Below are 15,872 nucleotides of genomic sequence, written 5' to 3'. Positions count from 1 at the left end.
CCGTGGCATGATCGGCGCCACCGTTGTTTTTCCTTGCCGAGATCCATGTCGTTTTCTTCCTCTTCTTCCCGCCTGTACGGCCTCGATACCCTGCGCGCGCTGGCCATCGTGCTCGTCTTCATGAACCATTATTTGCTGTTCGTCAGCGACGGCGGGGCGTTCGGCTTCTGGGGCGAAATCGGCTGGGTCGGCGTCGACCTGTTCTTTGCCCTCAGCGGCTACCTGATCGGCAACCAGATCTTTGCGGCCTTGCGCAGCGAACGCGGCTTTTCCTTGCCGCGTTTCTATGCGCGCCGTTTCCTGCGCACCTTGCCCAGCTTCTATGTCGTGCTGGCCCTGTATTATTTGTGGCCAGCGTTTCGCGGCGATAGCCCACTGCTGCCATTGTGGAAATTCCTGACCTTTACGCAAAACATCAATCTGACGCCGGGGACGGCGTTTTCCCATGCGTGGTCGCTGTGCGTGGAAGAGCAGTTCTATGTGCTGCTGCCGGCCGTGGCATTGTTGATTGCAGCTTGCCGCAAGTCGCTGCTGTGGGCGTGGTTGGCCGTGGCCGCCAGCTTTATCGCCGGCATGCTGGTGCGCGCGTATCTTTGGGATGAGTATGTGCACCTGCCGCGCGGCGGCCTCGGCTATTACAAGTATATCTACTATGCCTCGTGGTGCCGTTTCGACGAACTGGTGGCGGGCGTGGCGCTGGCCTTGCTGAAGAACTGGCATCCGGCCGTCTGGGCGCGCCTGACATCCCATGGCAACCGCACCTTGCTGGCGGGAATCGCGGGCACGGCGCTGATGTTTTATGTGTTTCTCACCGATTACTACGGCTATTGGGTGACGGTATTCGGCTATCCGGCCCTGGCCGCCAGTTTTACCTTATTGCTGGTCGCCGCGCTGAGCCCCGCCTGTGCTTTGTATCAACTGCGCGTGCCGGGCGCGGCCAGCCTGGCCCTGTGGTCGTATGCGATTTACTTGCTGCACAAGCAGGTGTGCATTCTGCTGCGGCCCTGGTTGCAAGACCTTGGCTACGGGCCCGACGGTGCGCCGGCGATACTGGCCAGTATCGCTGTCAGCGTCGCCACGGGCTGGCTCTTATATAGAGTGGTGGAAACGCCGTTCATGCGTTGGCGGGCGCGCCATGTGCCCGCCAACCATGTTTGAACTACATATCGATCACGTCCAGTCCCCGCGGCGTGGCCACCAGTAATTCCAGGATGGCATGCACGCGCAGGTTCGTCTCTTCATGCTGCGTGTTGTAGATCAGCGCGCGCAGGCCGGGCACGGCTTCCGTGATGTGCTCGCTGGCGTAGGCATTGATCAACAACAAGACCAGGTCCGTGGCGCCCGCGCCGGGCTGGCGCCGCAGCCGGTCGTGGATCACGTTCAGCAGCGCGCGCTGCATGCGCGGCGTGGGATTGGTGATATAGGCGAAGACGCTCGGCGTGTTGGCGATGGCCGCGCAGATGCGCCGCTCGATCTCGTCGGGTTTCACGTCGGAAGCGATATCGAAATACGCGGCATCCCAGCGCGTGCGCGCATAGGGGTGATTGGGCGGGAAGGAGTCGGCCGTTTCAAAACCGCAGATGCGGCTCAGGGTTTTCAGCCAGGTTAATAAGGTGGAGTTCATGCCCCGATTCTAGCGGCATTCCGCGTGCCCCGGGCCGACTCTATATAAAGAAGGCTGACGCCCGGGAAGCGGATGAAAAACAGATTAAAGTTTCCTGTAAAACAGCCCTTGTCATTCTGGGAAAGCCTCTCTATAATGCTGGTCTTCGGGGCGGTTAGTTCAGCTGGTTAGAATACTTGGTCGACATCCAAGGGGTCGGGGATTCGAATTCCTCACCGCCCACCAGAATTTTGCAGTAGATGGTTTTTAAGCTGGCGCAAGCCGCAAGCGGTCATTTGAAATACAATGATCAACAAAAGTTTTACGGGCGGTTAGTTCAGCTGGTTAGAATACTTGGTCGACATCCAAGGGGTCGGGGATTCGAATTCCTCACCGCCCACCAGAATGCAGTTAGAGAGAAAGGGTAAACCGGTTATGACACCGCGAACTACTACCAGGCTTTGGGAGTGACGCTAGTCGAACGGGTTTCCTTTGTCTCAAGAAAGTGAAAAACGCGGCTAGTCCGCGTTTTTTTGCGTCTGCGTTTTCCTTTCAGTTATTTTACCCATCACACATTGCAGTTTTACCTGGCGCCAGCGCCGACATGGAGATCAATATGCTTACAATCCGACTTCCCGATGGTTCCGCCCGTCAATTTGACGGCCCGGTCACCGTGGCCCAGGTTGCGGCCAATATTGGTACCGGCCTGGCCAAGGCTGCCTTGGCCGGCAAGGTCGACGGCAAGCTGGTCGACACCTCCTATTTGATCGAGCAAGACGCGGAATTGGCGATTGTCACGGACAAGGACGCCGATGGCCTGGAAGTGATCCGCCACTCGACGGCCCACTTGCTGGCGTATGCCGTCAAGGAATTGTTCCCGGAAGCGCAAGTGACCATCGGTCCCGTGATCGACAACGGTTTTTACTATGACTTCGCCTACAAGCGCCCGTTCACGCCGGAAGACCTGGTCGCGATCGAAAAGAAAATGGCCGAACTGGCCAAGAAGGACGAGCAGGTGACGCGCAAGGTGGTCGCGCGCGACGAAGCCATCGACTACTTCAAGGGCATCGGCGAAGCCTACAAGGCTGAGCTGATCGGTTCGATCCCGGCCGACCAGGAAGTGTCGCTGTATTCCGAAGGCAAGTTCACGGACTTGTGCCGCGGCCCCCACGTGCCATCGACGGGCAAGCTGAAAGTGTTCAAGCTGATGAAGCTGGCCGGCGCCTACTGGCGCGGCGACTCGAAAAACGAGATGCTGCAGCGTATCTATGGCACGGCCTGGGCCAGGAAGGAAGACCAGGAGCTGTACCTGCATAACCTGGAAGAGGCGGAAAAGCGCGATCACCGCAAACTGGGCAAGCAGCTCGATTTCTTCCATTTCCAGGAAGAAGCGCCGGGCCTGATCTTCTGGCACCCGAAAGGCTGGTCGATCTGGCAGCAAGTCGAGCAATACATGCGCAATGTGTACCAGGTCAATGGCTACCAGGAAGTCAAGGCGCCGCAAATTCTCGACCGTGGCCTGTGGGAAAAAACGGGTCACTGGGATAATTACCGTGAAAACATGTTCATCACGGAATCGGAAAACCGCGCCTATGCGCTGAAACCGATGAATTGCCCTGGCCATATCCAGATTTTCAACAACGGCATGCGCAGCTACCGCGACCTGCCATTGCGCTACGGCGAATTCGGCCAATGCCACCGCAACGAGCCGTCGGGCGCCTTGCATGGCATGATGCGCGTGCGCGGCTTCACGCAGGATGACGGCCACATCTTCTGCCTGGAAGAGCAGATCGCCGGCGAAGTGACGGCCTTCCACCAGCAGGCGATGGATGTGTACACGGCGTTCGGCTTCACGAACATCGATGTGAAGCTGGCCTTGCGCCCGGATAACCGCATCGGCACGGAAGAGTCGTGGGATTTCGCCGAGGAATCCCTGCGTTCGGCCCTGCGCGCCTGTGGCGTGGAATGGACGGAATTGCCGGGCGAGGGTGCGTTCTACGGTCCGAAGATCGAATACCACCTGAAGGATAGCCTGGGCCGCGCATGGCAAGTGGGCACCGTGCAGATCGATCCGTCGATGCCGGGCCGCCTGGGCGCCGAATATGTGGCCGTGGACAACACGCGCCAGGTGCCGATCATGCTGCACCGCGCGATCGTCGGGTCGCTGGAACGTTTTATCGGCATCCTGATCGAACACTATGCGGGCGCCATGCCGCTGTGGTTGTCGCCAGTGCAGGTGTCGGTGTTGAATATTTCCGACGCTCAAGCCGACTATGTACAGGAAGTTACAACAAAACTGCGCAAAGCGGGGCTGCGCGTACAGGCTGATTTGCGTAACGAGAAGATTACCTATAAAATACGTGAACATTCCGTACAAAAATTGCCTTATATCTTAGTGATTGGCGACAAAGAGCGGGATGCGAATACAGTGGCCGTGCGGGCGCGGGGCAATGTCGATCTGGGCGTCATGTCCGTCGATGCCCTGATAGAGCGACTCAAGCAGGAAGTCGACACCAAGGCCTGACGAGGAAACTCGCTGCACGACCGTCTTACAAGATTTTTAAAGGAAATTACAATAGCTACTGACAAGTCACATCGCATCAATGGCGAAATCACTGCCCCTGAAATGCGTTTAAGCGGGGTCGATAACGAGCCACTCGGTATCGTAAGTTTGGCCGAAGCCTTCCGCCTGGCGGAAGAGGCAAACGTCGACCTGGTGGAAATTGCGCCTACCGCGCAGCCACCGGTGTGCCGTTTGATGGACTACGGCAAATTTAAGTATTCGGAGCAAAAGAAAGCTCACGAAGCCAAATTGAAGCAAAAGATCATCCTCGTGAAGGAAGTCAAATTCCGTCCGGGGACTGATGATGGTGACTACAATATCAAGTTGCGTAATCTCATCAAGTTCCTTGAGGACGGCGATAAAACCAAGATCACCTTGCGTTTCCGCGGTCGTGAGATGGCGCACCAGGATATTGGCTTCCGCATGCTGGAACGTCTGAAAGCCGATCTGGAGCCGTACGGCCAGGTCGAGCAGTTCCCGAAGATGGAAGGCCGCCAAATGATCATGGTTCTTTCGCCTAAGAAGAAGAAGTAAGTTACAATAGCGTTTTACTGTGGGTGGAAACTGCGCGTGCCAGCATTGGCGCGGCGTCAAGCCCCAGGCAGAATTTGCGCGGCCCGGCCAGTGATGTCCGGGCCGCGTGAACTGTAGCGGACTCGCATCCGCTGCACAACATGTGAAAGCAGGCATCTAAGCGCAGCGTCGTGTTGCCACCTGCAATCCTGTTATAAATGGAGCTGTCCGTAAGAGGACAGATTGCTATGCCTAAAATGAAGACCAAAAGCTCCGCGAAAAAACGTTTTCGCGTGCGTCCAGGTGGAACAGTCAAGTCGGGTCACGCGTTCAAACGCCACATCCTGACCAAGAAAACCACCAAAAACAAACGTCAGTTGCGCGGTACCCGTAACATCAACGCATCGGATGTCACATCCGTCATGCGTATGATGCCGACTGCTTAATCTCACACTCAATTTAAGGAGTTACTATGCCTAGAGTAAAACGTGGGGTTACAGCTCGTGCCCGTCATAAGAAGATTCTTGTTCAAGCTAAAGGCTACCGTGGTCGCCGCAGCCGTGTATACCGTGTTGCCAAGCAAGCAGTTATGCGCGCTGGCCAATACGCTTACCGCGATCGCCGCAACAAGAAGCGCGTTTTCCGCCGCCTGTGGATCGCCCGTATCAACGCCGCTTCCCGTGAGCATGGCGTAACGTACAGCGTATTCATGAACGGCTTGAAAAAAGCAAATATCGAACTGGACCGTAAAGTCCTGGCCGATATGGCTGTGATGGACAAGCCAGCATTCGCTGCGATTGTCAACGCAGTGAAAGCAAAAATCGCTGCGTAAGCATCGGTCATTGCACAACGTCATCCGCAGGGTGACGTTAGAACGGCGACCGACAGAATCGTCGCGAGCGGAAGGGAGTTGCGGTCGAGAAGCGCAACCGTACGGAGGTACGGTGAGCATCGCACACCGTAAATCACGACGCGCAGCAGATTAGGTCGGTTGTCATCAAGAGCGGGGCAGGGGTGTGAACCTTATGCCCCGTTTCCGTTTTTGATTATTGGATTTTAGATAACTGAGTCCAGAATTGATGTCCAAAACAGGAAATGCCGCATGAACTCCCTAGAAGAACTCGTCGTCTCGGCCCAGGCTGACTTTATCGCCGCCGCAGACGCTGCCGCACTTGAAAACGCCAAAGCCCGCTACCTGGGCAAGACTGGCCAGATTACCGAAATGATGAAGGGCCTGGGCAAGCTGGATCCGGATGCGCGCAAGGCGCAGGGCGCCCTGATCAACGCCGTCAAAGTGCGGATCGAGGACGCGCTGACGGCGCGCCGTGATGCGCTGGCCGATGCCCAGATGCAAGGCCGCCTGAACGCCGAAGCGATCGACGTGACCCTGCCAGGCCGTGGCCGCATGCCCGGCGGCATCCATCCCGTGATGCGCACGTGGGAGCGGGTCGAGGAAATCTTCCGCTCCATCGGCTTCGACGTGGCCGACGGCCCCGAAATCGAAAACGACTGGACCAATTTCACGGCGCTCAACAGCCCGGAAAACCACCCGGCCCGTTCCATGCAGGATACGTTCTACATCGATGGCAACGACACCGATGGCAAGCCTTTGCTGCTGCGCACGCACACCAGCCCGATGCAGGTGCGCTATGCGCGCACGCACACGCCGCCGATCAAGGTCATCGCGCCGGGCCGCACCTACCGCGTCGACAGCGACGCCACCCATTCGCCGATGTTCCACCAGGTCGAAGGCCTGTGGATCGCCGAAGACATCAGCTTTGCCGACCTGAAGGGCGTGTACCTGAACTTCGTCAAGGCCTTCTTCGAGACGGACGACCTGCAGGTGCGCTTCCGTCCGTCGTACTTCCCGTTCACGGAACCGTCGGCCGAGATCGACATCGCCTTCGGCTCCGGTCCTTTGAAAGGCCGCTGGCTGGAAGTGTCGGGCGCCGGCCAGGTGCATCCGACCGTGGTGAAGAACTTCGGCCTCGATCCCGAGAAATTCATCGGTTTTGCTTTCGGCTCCGGCCTGGAACGCTTGACGATGCTGCGTTACGGCATCAACGACCTGCGCCTGTTCTATGAAGGCGATTTAAGGTTCCTGAAGCAATTCAACTAAGCGTTGTTCCGTTTGATTCATGGCGCTTGAGCGCCTGTGCGCTCGCGCTGTGAGCTTTGACCCTTTGAAGGCTTGATTATGCAATTTTCCGAAAACTGGCTCCGTACCATGGTCGATCCGAAGATGACTTCGGACGAACTGGCCCATCTGCTGACCATGTCCGGTCTCGAAGTCGAGGACGTCGATCCTGTCGCCCCGCCGTTCTCGAACGTGGTGGTGGGCCTGGTCCTGGAGATGGAAAAACATCCGAACGCGGACCGCCTGAATGTGTGCCAGGTCGATGTCGGCACGGGCACCATGCTCAACATCGTCTGCGGCGCGCCGAACGTGCGTCCGGGCTTGAAAGTCGTCTGCGCCATGGCCGGCGCCGTGCTGCCGCCTGGCGCCGATGGCAAGCCGTTTGAAATCAAGGTGGGCCAGCTGCGCGGCGTCGAGTCGCAAGGCATGCTGTGCTCCGCGCGCGAATTGAAATTGTCGGAAGAAAACGCCGGCTTGCTGGAGTTGCCGGACGACGCGCCGATCGGCCAGAATTTCCGCGATTACTTTGCGCTCAACGACTTGAAATTCACCATCAAGTTGACGCCGAACAAGGCGGACTGCCTGTCCGTGCTGGGCGTGGCGCGCGAAGTGTCGGCATTGACGGGCGTGCCCCTGAATGCGCCGCAGTTCCGCACCGTGCCGGTTTCCAGCGATGAAATCCTGCCCGTGAAAGTCAGCGCGCCGGACCTGTGCGGCCGTTTCACGGGCCGCGTCATCCGCGGCTTGAACGCCCGTGCGGCCACGCCGGACTGGATGAAGCAGCGCCTCGAGCGCAGCGGCCAGCGTCCGCTGTCGGCCCTGGTCGATATTTCGAACTATGTCATGCTGGAACTGGGCCGTCCCAGCCACGTGTTCGACCTGGCAAAGATCCACGGCAGCCTCGACGTGCGTTGGGGCAAGGCGGGCGAATCCGTCAAGCTGTTGAATGGCAACACCATTGCCGTCGACGAGTGGCTCGGCGTCATTGCCGATGAGCAGGAAATCGAATCGCTGGCCGGCATCATGGGCGGCGACGCCAGCTCGGTGTCGGACGATACGGACAGCATCTACCTGGAAGCGGCCTTCTGGTGGCCGAACGCCATTCAAGGCCGTGCGCGCCGCCTGAATTTCTCGACCGATGCGGCGCACCGCTTCGAGCGCGGCGTCGATTTCGCCACCACCGTCGAGCACATCGAGCGCATCACGGCCCTGATCGTGGAAATCTGCGGCACGCCGGCCACGACCGTCGGCCCCGTCGACGACCACGTGGTGAACTTGCCGCAACGCCAGCCCGTGACCATGCGCACGGCGCGCGCGCAAAAAGTCATCGGCGTGCCGCTCAACGACGAGCTGATCGCCGACATCTTCACGCGCCTGGCCCTGCCATTCACCCTGGCCGACGGCGTGTTTTCCGTGACCTCGCCCAGCTACCGTTTCGACATCGAGATCGAGGAAGACCTGATCGAGGAAGTGGCGCGCGTGTACGGCTTTGAAAACATCCCGACCTTGCCGCCCGTGGCCGCGAACGTGATGCAAATCGCCCCGGAAAATACCCGCTCCTTGTTTGCGGTACGTCATGCGCTGGCCGACCTGGGCTTCCAGGAAGTGGTTAACATGAGCTTTGTCGATACGGCATGGGAGCGCGATTTCTCGGGCAACACCAATCCGATCAAATTGCAGAACCCGATCGCCAGCCAGATGAGCGTGATGCGTTCGTCGCTGATCGGCAGCCTGATCGCCAATGTGCGCTACAACCTGAACCGCAAGACGAACCGCGTGCGCATCTTCGAAGTGGGCGCCATCTACCAGCGCGACGACAGCGTGGAGAACGGTCCCCTGTCGGTGGCCGGTTACGCCCAGCCGAAGCGCGTGGCCGCCATGGCCTACGGCGCGGTGGCTGAGGAGCAATGGGGCCAGCCGTCCCGCACCGTCGATTTCTTCGACGTGAAGGCGGACCTGGAAGCGCTGTTCGCGCCGCTGGTCTTGCGTTTCACCAAGGCGGAACATCCGGCCCTGCATCCTGGCCGTTCGGCGAACGTGGAACTCGATGGCAAGGTCATCGGTTTCATCGGCGAATTGCACCCGCGCTGGATGCAAAAGTACGACTTGCCGCTGGCGCCCGTGCTGTTCGAAGTCGACGCCGCCGCCTTGACGCAAAGAGTCGTGCCCGTGTACCAGGAAATCTCGAAATTCCCTGGCGCCAGCCGCGACCTGGCCGTGGTCGTCAAGCAATCGGTGGCCGTGCAGGATCTGCTCGACAGCTTCCATGCCGCCGCCAAGTCGAGCCCGGCAGCGCGTATCGTGCAAGCCATTGTTTTATTTGATGAATATCGTGGAAAAGGTCTGGAAGCGGATGAAAAAAGCCTTGCTTTCCGGATTAGCTTGCAAGATACTCAAAACACCCTGCAAGACGATGTCGTCGATGGCCTGATGGCTGTCCTCATCGATGCGGCCAAGCAGGGCCACGACGCGAAACTGCGTTCGTAATTACCGGACTGGCCGTCGCCTTGCGTGACGGCCTTTCCGTCGTCAACCGTAGACGAGCTTGCCATGTGGCGGGCTCGGGCGCACAGAAAAGGCAGGGCAGGAAAATTAATAACAGCGACGTTGATTCCGCCGTACTGCAATCCGCACTGGCCGCCGATTTGCATCGGGCCATGCTGGTTGCCAAAGTGCGCCAGGAAGCGGAAAAAGATTTACCCACCTTGACCAAGGCGGAACTGGCCGAACTGTTGTTCGAGCAAGTGGGCCTGAACAAGCGCGAGGCGAAGGATATGGTCGAGACCTTCTTCGACGAGATCCGCAATGCGCTCGAGCGTGGCGAAGCCGTCAAGCTGTCCGGTTTCGGCAATTTCCAGTTGCGCGACAAGCCGCAGCGGCCGGGCCGCAATCCGAAGACGGGCGAAGAGATTCCCATCACGGCGCGCCGTGTCGTGACCTTTCATGCGAGCCAGAAGCTGAAGAGCATGGTCGAAGAGACCAGTCCGCTGGCACGTGCTGCCTGAGTGAGTGGCGATGAACGAGCGCATCAGTAAAACCGAGTTGATCGCCTTGCCGCCCATTCCGGCGAAACGCTATTTCACGATCGGCGAGGTGAGTGAGTTGTGCGGCGTCAAACCGCACGTGTTGCGCTACTGGGAACAGGAGTTTTCCCAGCTCAAACCGGTCAAACGACGTGGCAACCGCCGTTATTATCAGCACCATGAGGTGCTGCTGATACGCCGCATCCGCGAATTGCTGTACGAGCAAGGTTTTACCATCAGTGGCGCGCGCAACAAGCTCGATAGCCGTGGCGCATCGCATGCCATCGCCGACGAGCTGCCCGTGCTGCCGGCGATGCCTGCCGTGCCGCAGGAAGCGCCGCTGGACCGCGTGTGGATACGCAATGAATTAATTGCGATTTTAAACTTGCTAAAATAAGATTTGTACCAATATAGGTGGGGTTGTCCGGTACCGCTTGACGATACTGCCTGGGCGCTCCGCCCCGGCGCTGACGCAGCCATGCGGCGCGCCATATTTTGAATATACTGTTAATGTTGCGTTTTTGTTAGTGACGCTAGGCCGGAGCAGCGTTCAGGTTCCGGTAGTCTTTCCCAGGCCAGGAAAATTTAAGGGGAAACAATGATACGCGTTGCCATTTGTGATGATCACCAAATAGTACGAGCTGGATTCAAACAGATTTTTTCGTCGTCGAGCGATTTCAGTGTGGTGGCGGAAGCCGGTACCGGGCGCGAAGCGCTCGATATCGCCCGCCGCGAAATTTGCGATGTGCTGTTGCTCGATATCGCCATGCCCGATCAGAGCGGCATCGATACCTTGCGCACGATCCGCCAGGGACAGCCGGAATTGCCCGTGCTGATACTCAGCGGCTATCCCGCGCAGCAATACGCGCTGAACCTGTTCAAGATGGGCGCGAATGGCTATCTGAACAAGGAATGCGAAGCCGACGAGCTGATGATGGCCGTGCGCACCGTGTTCCAGGGGCGCCGCTATGTCAGCTCCACCGTGGGCGAATTGCTGGCGCAGTCGTTCGACCGCGACACGAATGCCGCCCTGCATACGGAATTGTCGGACCGCGAATTCCAGGTCTTCCTGCGCCTGGCGCGCGGCGCCACCGTGTCCGATATCGGTGTGGCCTTGTCGCTGAGCATCAAGACGGTGAGTACTTACCGTACGCGCATCATGGAAAAAATGGGCTTGCAATCCAACAGCGACTTGACCTATTACGCAATGAAAAACAATTTGCTTGACTAGCGCTGCGGTGCGATCATGGAAACATGATCGCTCAGCCAGCTGGCCAGCACGACTTGTGCAGTGCAGCAGTTTGTGGCGAGGACTATAATTGGCCGGCGCTGGCGCTCTCTCCCGCGCCGAACCTTGCTAAGGATGCACATCAGGATGTATTTCACCGCTGAACCGGCCCCGCATCACCGCCTGCCCCTGTACAAGACGATCCTGTGCGTCACGTGTGCCTTGCTGCTTGTACTCAATGGTTTCAGTCTCTATCATAACTTGCAGTCGCTGAAGGGCACGAACGCCTTGCTTAGCCAGAGCGCCCGCGTGGCGGACCGCCTGCAGTATTTGAACGTGCTCGTGCTCGATGCGGAAAGCAGCTTGCGCGGCTATTTCATTTCCGGCTCCGAAACGTATCTTGGGCCGTCGAAGACCGCCGCCACCGAAATCGAGAATGAATTCAACGAGCTGCAGACCTTGCTCGCGGGCAGTCCCACCCAACTGAAAAACCTGGGCCAGCTGAAAAGTTTGATCCGTCGCAAGATGGCGATGCTGCAACAATCGATCGACGTCTACAAGCAGGGCGGATTGGCCGAGATCGTCAACATTTCCCGCGTGACCGATGACCGCGCCACCATGGACGAGATCCGCCTGCAAGTGGTGATCATGACGCGCGAGCAGAATGAGGCGCTGTCGTCGGGCAGCGCCGCCTTTTACCATGAGTACCAGAAAGCCGTGCTGCTCGGCATCGGCATCAATGCCCTGGCCATCCTCGTGCTGATCATGTTTTACCAGTTGGTGCGGCGCAGCTTCCAGAACCGCGCGGCCGTCGAGTATGCGCTGCAAAACGCCAATGACACCCTGGAATCGACGGTCAGCAAACGTACCGAGCAGTTATCCGTGCTGTCGCGTCATTTAATCAGCGTCAATGAAGTGGAAAAGGCGCGCCTGGCGCGCGAATTGCACGATGAACTGGGCGCCAACTTGACGTCGATCAGCATGGACCTGGGCGCCGTCACGCAGCAACTGGCGCACACGCAGCCGGAACTGGCCGCGCAATTGCGTCGCGCCAAGGCGACCTTGCTGGAAACGGTGGAACTCAAGCGCCGCATCGTCGAGGATTTGCGCCCCAGCCTGCTCGACAACCTGGGTCTGTGCGCCGCCATCGAAAGCTATTGCGAGGATTTTGCTCGCATGAGTTCGGTTCGCTGCGAAACGGACGTGGCCATCAATATCGACAACCGCGAAGCCACCTTGACGATCGCCCTGTTTCGCATCGTGCAGGAATCGCTGACGAATATCCTCAAATATGCGCGTGCCGGCATGGTCAGCGTGACCTTGAAACGCAATGAACACGGCCTGGTGCTGCGCGTGATCGACGACGGCATCGGCATCACGGAAGATGCGCTGCAAAAGCCCATGTCGCACGGCTTGCTGGGCATGCGCGAGCGCGCCTTGCTGCTCGGCGGCACCCTCACCGTGCGCCAGGGGCCGGCCGGCAAGGGTACTTGCGTGGAAGCCGTGATTCCCTTGCCGCTGGCGCCGGAGCCGGACGAGATCAATGAAGACGCCAGCGTCTGAATTCTTCCGAGTATAAAAAATGGCCGGGCATGCAGCCCGGCCATTTTTTTATGTCGCTTTGATTTCGTTCATCAGCAGCGCGAGACGTCGCGCAGCAAACGGTCGTATTCCGTCTTGGCCACCTTGTAGCACTCGCCCGCATAGCATTCCAGGCCGGCGCGGTCCAGCACCGTGATATTGCCGCGGCGATAATGGATCAAGCCTTCCTCCTGCAGCTTGCCGGCGGCCGCCGTGATGCTTTCGCGGCGCACGCCCAGCATGATGGAGATCAGCTCTTGCGTGACTTTCAATTCGTTCGATGGCGAACGGTCCAGGCGGTCCAGCAGCCAGCGGCACAGCTTTTGCTCGATCGAGCTGTGGCGGCCGCCAACGGCGTTCTGCGCCATCTGCGCAAACAGGGCATTCGTGTAGCGCATCAGCAGCTGGGGCAGGGCGCCGCCCTGGTTGAAGGCGTCGCGCAAGCTTTGCGTCTTGAGGCGGTAGCCATAGCCGGCGCTTTGCACGACGGCCGTGCACATGGCGCGCTCGCCTGCCAGCAGCGAGGCGCCAGCCACGCCTTCATGGCCGACGACGGCGATTTCCGTTGTGGCGCCGTCTTCCATCACGTACAGCAGCGAAATGATGGCGGTGGTAGGGAAATAGCTGTATTCCAGGTTGTTACCGTAGGCATACAATTCCTTGCCGAACGGCAGTTCCACCAGCTCCAGGTCTTCGAACAGCGATTCGAGCGCGGCGCGCGGCAGGGCGGCCAGCAATTCATTCTGTTGGGCACTGCTGAGGCTAACCCGCGACGCAAGCTTGATTTCGCGTCCGGCCGCCGGCATGGCGCGCGGCAGCAGCTGGTTCTTCTGGACCGGGGCGATAAGTTGAACATGGCTCATAGTATTCCTCACAGGCTTTTTACATCGGAGTGCGATTGCCGCGTTGCTGGTCAAAAAAACTTGCCGGCTCCATCTGGGTACGGTGTTTTTTTCGGCCGCGCGGTGCAGATCGCGATGTAGCTACTTTAAAAGCTTATGTAAGTGGCGAACATAAGATTAGCAGTCGCCACTTTGTAGTCTCTTTTGAGGCGAAATTGTAGTCCTTGTCCTACATCCACACTTTAGCCTAGCTAGCCTTGCGCCGTTCCGCGCGATTTTGTGATATGACGCGTGGCTTGTTGGCGCTCCACAGGCCGGCCGGACGCACGCTGGGCAAGCCGTCGCGCACGGCCGCGGCCGGTGCCTGGCGCGTGGCGGGCAGCTCGTGTTCCCCCAGGCGGAAGCGGCTGACGGCCTGCGTCAGCGCCTCGCCTTCCTGGTGCAGGCGCTGCGAACCGGCGCGCGCCTCGTCGACCAGGCCCGCGTTCTGGCGCGTCATGTCGTCGATTTGCGCCAGCGCGCCGTTGATGCGGGCGATCTCGCCATTCTGCTCGGCGCCGGCGCTGCTGATGCGTCCGATCACCACGGCCACCTGCTGCACCGCATCGACGACCTGGCGCATGGTGGCGCCGGCTGCATTGACGAGCTCGCCACCCGCATCCACGGTGGCCACCGAATCGCCGATCAGGCGCTTGATTTCCAGCGCCGCCTCGTTCGAGCGCTGCGCCAGGCTGCGCACTTCGGATGCGACGACGGCAAAGCCGCGCCCTTGCTCGCCGGCCCTGGCCGCTTCCACGGCCGCGTTCAGGGCCAGGATATTCGTCTGGAAGGCGATGCCGTTGATGACGCCGATGATGTCGACGATCTTGTGCGAACTGGCCTTGATCGAGGCCATGGTCTCGACCACGGCGCCGACGGTCTGGCCGCCGCGCAGGGCCACGTCGGCCGCTGTCGCCACCAGGGTGCGCCCCTGTCCTACGTGGGCTTCGTTGCGGCCCACGGTGGCCGTCAGCTCGCGCATCGAGTCCACGGTGGCGCCCAGCGCATCGGCCTGCGTGGCCGTGTGGCCGGACAGGGCGGCGTTGCCTTGGGCGATATCGGCGCCGGCCGCCGCGATGACGGCCGCGCCGCCGCGGATTTCCTGCACCAGCGTGGCCAGGCCATGCGTCATGGCGCCGAAGTCGCGCACCAGGTCGCCGATCTCGTCGTGCGCCTGCGAGGTGATGCGCTGCGACAGGTCGCCCGCCGCCGCCGCGCCGACGGCCACGCGCAATTGCGTCACGTCGCGCGCGAACGCGGCATAGAAGCCCGCGCACAGGTAGGCGGCGGCCAGCAGCACCAGCAGCATGGCCGCCAGGATCAGGGCGCGGCGCGCCTCGTCGCGCGCGATGCGCTGCGCCAGCAAGCCGTCCAGCGCCGTGGCCGAGGCGCCCGAGAGCGCTTGCAGGGCGTCGATCGCCTGCATGCCGGCCGCGTGGAATTGCGCGCCCGACGTCTGGTCGTAGGAATTCGTCACTTCATTTTTTGTCCGTTCGAGGAAGGCCAGCGCGGCCGGCACGGCTTTCAGGGCCGGCTGCAGGCTGGCGCGCAGCGCCGGCTTGGCGGCGAGGATTTCGTCGAAGCGGGCCGGCAGGCGTTCCAGCTCATGGCGCGCGATCAGGGCGTTGGCGTTGACGAGTTGATCTTCATTCGCTTCGAACAGGCCCGTGTCGATGTAGGCCGCGCCGCGCCCGGCGATGTCGGCCAGGCTCTCGGCCAGGTCGGGCAGGGTGGCGGTAAACGCGGCGCTCAGGTGGTTGGCGCCCGCGTCCGGGTCCAGGCTCAGGTGCGAGCGGTCGGCCACCAGCTGGCCCAGTTTGGCGGCCTGGCGCAGCAGCGCCGTGTGCGCCGCGTAGCTGTCGCGCGCGGCGAGTCCCGCCTGGCGGCCCAGCAGGGCTTGCCACTGTTTCGTCAGCTCGGCCGCCTGGGGCAGGCCGGCGCCGGCCGGCAGGCGCGCCAGGGCCGCCAGCGCGGCCGTGATGCGCGCGTTCAGCGCCGTGTTGTCCATGCCCGCCTTGCCGCTCAGGCGCAAGTGCTCGAGACCGCGCCGCTGCTGCAGCAGGCGCGTGCCTTCCTGCAGCTGGCGCACATAGGCCACGCCCCGTTGCGCATCCTGCGCCTGGGCCAGCGATTTGCCCAGCTCCGAGATCAGCAGGGTGGTCGCCAGCGCCAGCGGCAGCAGGAAGACCAGGCAGACAAGCATGAATTTGGGCAGCAGGCGCAAGCGCTGCATGAGTCGGATGGCGGGGGTGAGGAGCATTTTCATCGGGTTTCCAGGGTAGGGTGACAACATTTCTGCAGTGCAATGTTGCCTGCGGATTGTGACCCCTTGATGAAGTGGGC

14 protein-coding genes and 2 tRNA genes are annotated in these 15,872 nt (G+C 60.3%); 13 read left to right on the top strand and 3 right to left on the bottom strand.

Features of this window, described 5'->3' with window-relative positions; genetic code table 11:
• Positions 1 to 45: 45 nt before the first annotated feature.
• Entirely contained in the window at positions 46 to 1,158 is a 1,113-nt protein-coding gene (locus J0O65_RS17170; RefSeq protein WP_215408475.1) for an acyltransferase family protein, read from the top strand.
• A gap of 1 nt (position 1,159) precedes the next feature.
• Here J0O65_RS17170 and J0O65_RS17165 read toward each other — a convergent pair whose 3' ends face one another.
• Positions 1,160 to 1,624 (bottom strand): hypothetical protein, encoded by a 465-nt coding sequence (locus J0O65_RS17165; protein WP_215408474.1) that lies wholly within the window; start codon positions 1,622 to 1,624, stop codon positions 1,160 to 1,162.
• A 148-nt stretch (positions 1,625 to 1,772) separates the two neighbouring features.
• Between J0O65_RS17165 and J0O65_RS17160 the strand changes: the two genes are divergently transcribed.
• The 12 genes from J0O65_RS17160 to J0O65_RS17105 all read left to right on the top strand — a co-directional run bounded on the left by J0O65_RS17160 (position 1,773) and on the right by J0O65_RS17105 (position 12,630).
• Positions 1,773 to 1,849 (top strand) — tRNA-Val (locus J0O65_RS17160).
• 80 nt (positions 1,850 to 1,929) lie between these two features.
• Positions 1,930 to 2,006, top strand: a tRNA-Val gene (locus J0O65_RS17155).
• A 213-nt stretch (positions 2,007 to 2,219) separates the two neighbouring features.
• On the top strand, positions 2,220 to 4,127 hold the full coding sequence (thrS, locus tag J0O65_RS17150) for a threonine--tRNA ligase (RefSeq protein ID WP_215408473.1): 1,908 nt from the start codon (positions 2,220 to 2,222) through the stop codon (positions 4,125 to 4,127).
• Between the two features lie 12 nt (positions 4,128 to 4,139).
• Positions 4,140 to 4,700, top strand: a complete 561-nt coding sequence (infC, locus tag J0O65_RS17145) for a translation initiation factor IF-3 (RefSeq protein WP_205711303.1) — start codon at positions 4,140 to 4,142, stop codon at positions 4,698 to 4,700.
• Between the two features lie 227 nt (positions 4,701 to 4,927).
• Positions 4,928 to 5,125 carry a 50S ribosomal protein L35 gene (gene rpmI, locus J0O65_RS17140; protein ID WP_038493025.1) on the top strand — a complete coding sequence of 66 codons (198 nt, stop codon included), beginning with the start codon at positions 4,928 to 4,930 and terminating at the stop codon, positions 5,123 to 5,125.
• Positions 5,126 to 5,151: 26 nt separating this feature from the next.
• Positions 5,152 to 5,511 (top strand): 50S ribosomal protein L20, encoded by a 360-nt coding sequence (gene rplT, locus J0O65_RS17135; protein WP_010399214.1) that lies wholly within the window; start codon positions 5,152 to 5,154, stop codon positions 5,509 to 5,511.
• Positions 5,512 to 5,781: 270 nt separating this feature from the next.
• Complete coding sequence (gene pheS / locus J0O65_RS17130) at positions 5,782 to 6,798, top strand: phenylalanine--tRNA ligase subunit alpha (RefSeq protein ID WP_215408472.1); 1,017 nt, start codon at positions 5,782 to 5,784, stop codon at positions 6,796 to 6,798.
• A gap of 78 nt (positions 6,799 to 6,876) precedes the next feature.
• Positions 6,877 to 9,303 (top strand): phenylalanine--tRNA ligase subunit beta, encoded by a 2,427-nt coding sequence (pheT, locus tag J0O65_RS17125; RefSeq protein WP_215408471.1) that lies wholly within the window; start codon positions 6,877 to 6,879, stop codon positions 9,301 to 9,303.
• Positions 9,304 to 9,473: 170 nt separating this feature from the next.
• A complete protein-coding gene (locus J0O65_RS17120) occupies positions 9,474 to 9,821 on the top strand; it encodes an integration host factor subunit alpha (protein WP_010399205.1) in 348 nt (115 codons plus the stop codon).
• Positions 9,822 to 9,831: 10 nt separating this feature from the next.
• Positions 9,832 to 10,236 carry a MerR family transcriptional regulator gene (locus tag J0O65_RS17115; protein WP_215408470.1) on the top strand — a complete coding sequence of 135 codons (405 nt, stop codon included), beginning with the start codon at positions 9,832 to 9,834 and terminating at the stop codon, positions 10,234 to 10,236.
• A gap of 201 nt (positions 10,237 to 10,437) precedes the next feature.
• A complete protein-coding gene (locus J0O65_RS17110; protein ID WP_215408469.1) occupies positions 10,438 to 11,070 on the top strand; it encodes a response regulator in 633 nt (210 codons plus the stop codon).
• A 144-nt stretch (positions 11,071 to 11,214) separates the two neighbouring features.
• A complete protein-coding gene (locus tag J0O65_RS17105; protein ID WP_215408468.1) occupies positions 11,215 to 12,630 on the top strand; it encodes a sensor histidine kinase in 1,416 nt (471 codons plus the stop codon).
• A 71-nt stretch (positions 12,631 to 12,701) separates the two neighbouring features.
• Here the strand turns inward: J0O65_RS17105 and J0O65_RS17100 are convergent, their stop codons facing one another.
• A complete protein-coding gene (locus J0O65_RS17100; protein ID WP_152250965.1) occupies positions 12,702 to 13,511 on the bottom strand; it encodes a Crp/Fnr family transcriptional regulator in 810 nt (269 codons plus the stop codon).
• A gap of 226 nt (positions 13,512 to 13,737) precedes the next feature.
• On the bottom strand, positions 13,738 to 15,795 hold the full coding sequence (locus tag J0O65_RS17095) for a methyl-accepting chemotaxis protein (protein WP_215408467.1): 2,058 nt from the start codon (positions 15,793 to 15,795) through the stop codon (positions 13,738 to 13,740).
• Positions 15,796 to 15,872 lie beyond the last annotated feature (77 nt).

Source organism: Janthinobacterium sp. JC611 (genome assembly GCF_018682595.1).
Taxonomy (GTDB): domain Bacteria; phylum Pseudomonadota; class Gammaproteobacteria; order Burkholderiales; family Burkholderiaceae_D; genus Janthinobacterium.
Note: the sequence above shows the minus strand (reverse complement) of the source record. Positions and strands in the feature narration are given on the sequence as shown.

What these genes read in the sequence shown, in the direction of transcription:
- pheT (WP_215408471.1), top strand. Translation starts at nt 6,877, where the DNA reads ATGCAATTTTCCGAAAACTGGCTCCGTACCATGGTCGATCCGAAGATG.
- J0O65_RS17115 (WP_215408470.1), top strand. Translation starts at nt 9,832, where the DNA reads ATGAACGAGCGCATCAGTAAAACCGAGTTGATCGCCTTGCCGCCCATT.
- pheS (WP_215408472.1), top strand. Translation starts at nt 5,782, where the DNA reads ATGAACTCCCTAGAAGAACTCGTCGTCTCGGCCCAGGCTGACTTTATC.
- J0O65_RS17170 (WP_215408475.1), top strand. Translation starts at nt 46, where the DNA reads ATGTCGTTTTCTTCCTCTTCTTCCCGCCTGTACGGCCTCGATACCCTG.
- thrS (WP_215408473.1), top strand. Translation starts at nt 2,220, where the DNA reads ATGCTTACAATCCGACTTCCCGATGGTTCCGCCCGTCAATTTGACGGC.
- rpmI (WP_038493025.1), top strand. Translation starts at nt 4,928, where the DNA reads ATGCCTAAAATGAAGACCAAAAGCTCCGCGAAAAAACGTTTTCGCGTG.
- J0O65_RS17095 (WP_215408467.1), bottom strand. Translation starts at nt 15,795, where the DNA reads ATGAAAATGCTCCTCACCCCCGCCATCCGACTCATGCAGCGCTTGCGC.
- J0O65_RS17105 (WP_215408468.1), top strand. Translation starts at nt 11,215, where the DNA reads ATGTATTTCACCGCTGAACCGGCCCCGCATCACCGCCTGCCCCTGTAC.
- J0O65_RS17165 (WP_215408474.1), bottom strand. Translation starts at nt 1,624, where the DNA reads ATGAACTCCACCTTATTAACCTGGCTGAAAACCCTGAGCCGCATCTGC.
- J0O65_RS17100 (WP_152250965.1), bottom strand. Translation starts at nt 13,511, where the DNA reads ATGAGCCATGTTCAACTTATCGCCCCGGTCCAGAAGAACCAGCTGCTG.
- rplT (WP_010399214.1), top strand. Translation starts at nt 5,152, where the DNA reads ATGCCTAGAGTAAAACGTGGGGTTACAGCTCGTGCCCGTCATAAGAAG.
- J0O65_RS17120 (WP_010399205.1), top strand. Translation starts at nt 9,474, where the DNA reads ATGCTGGTTGCCAAAGTGCGCCAGGAAGCGGAAAAAGATTTACCCACC.
- J0O65_RS17110 (WP_215408469.1), top strand. Translation starts at nt 10,438, where the DNA reads ATGATACGCGTTGCCATTTGTGATGATCACCAAATAGTACGAGCTGGA.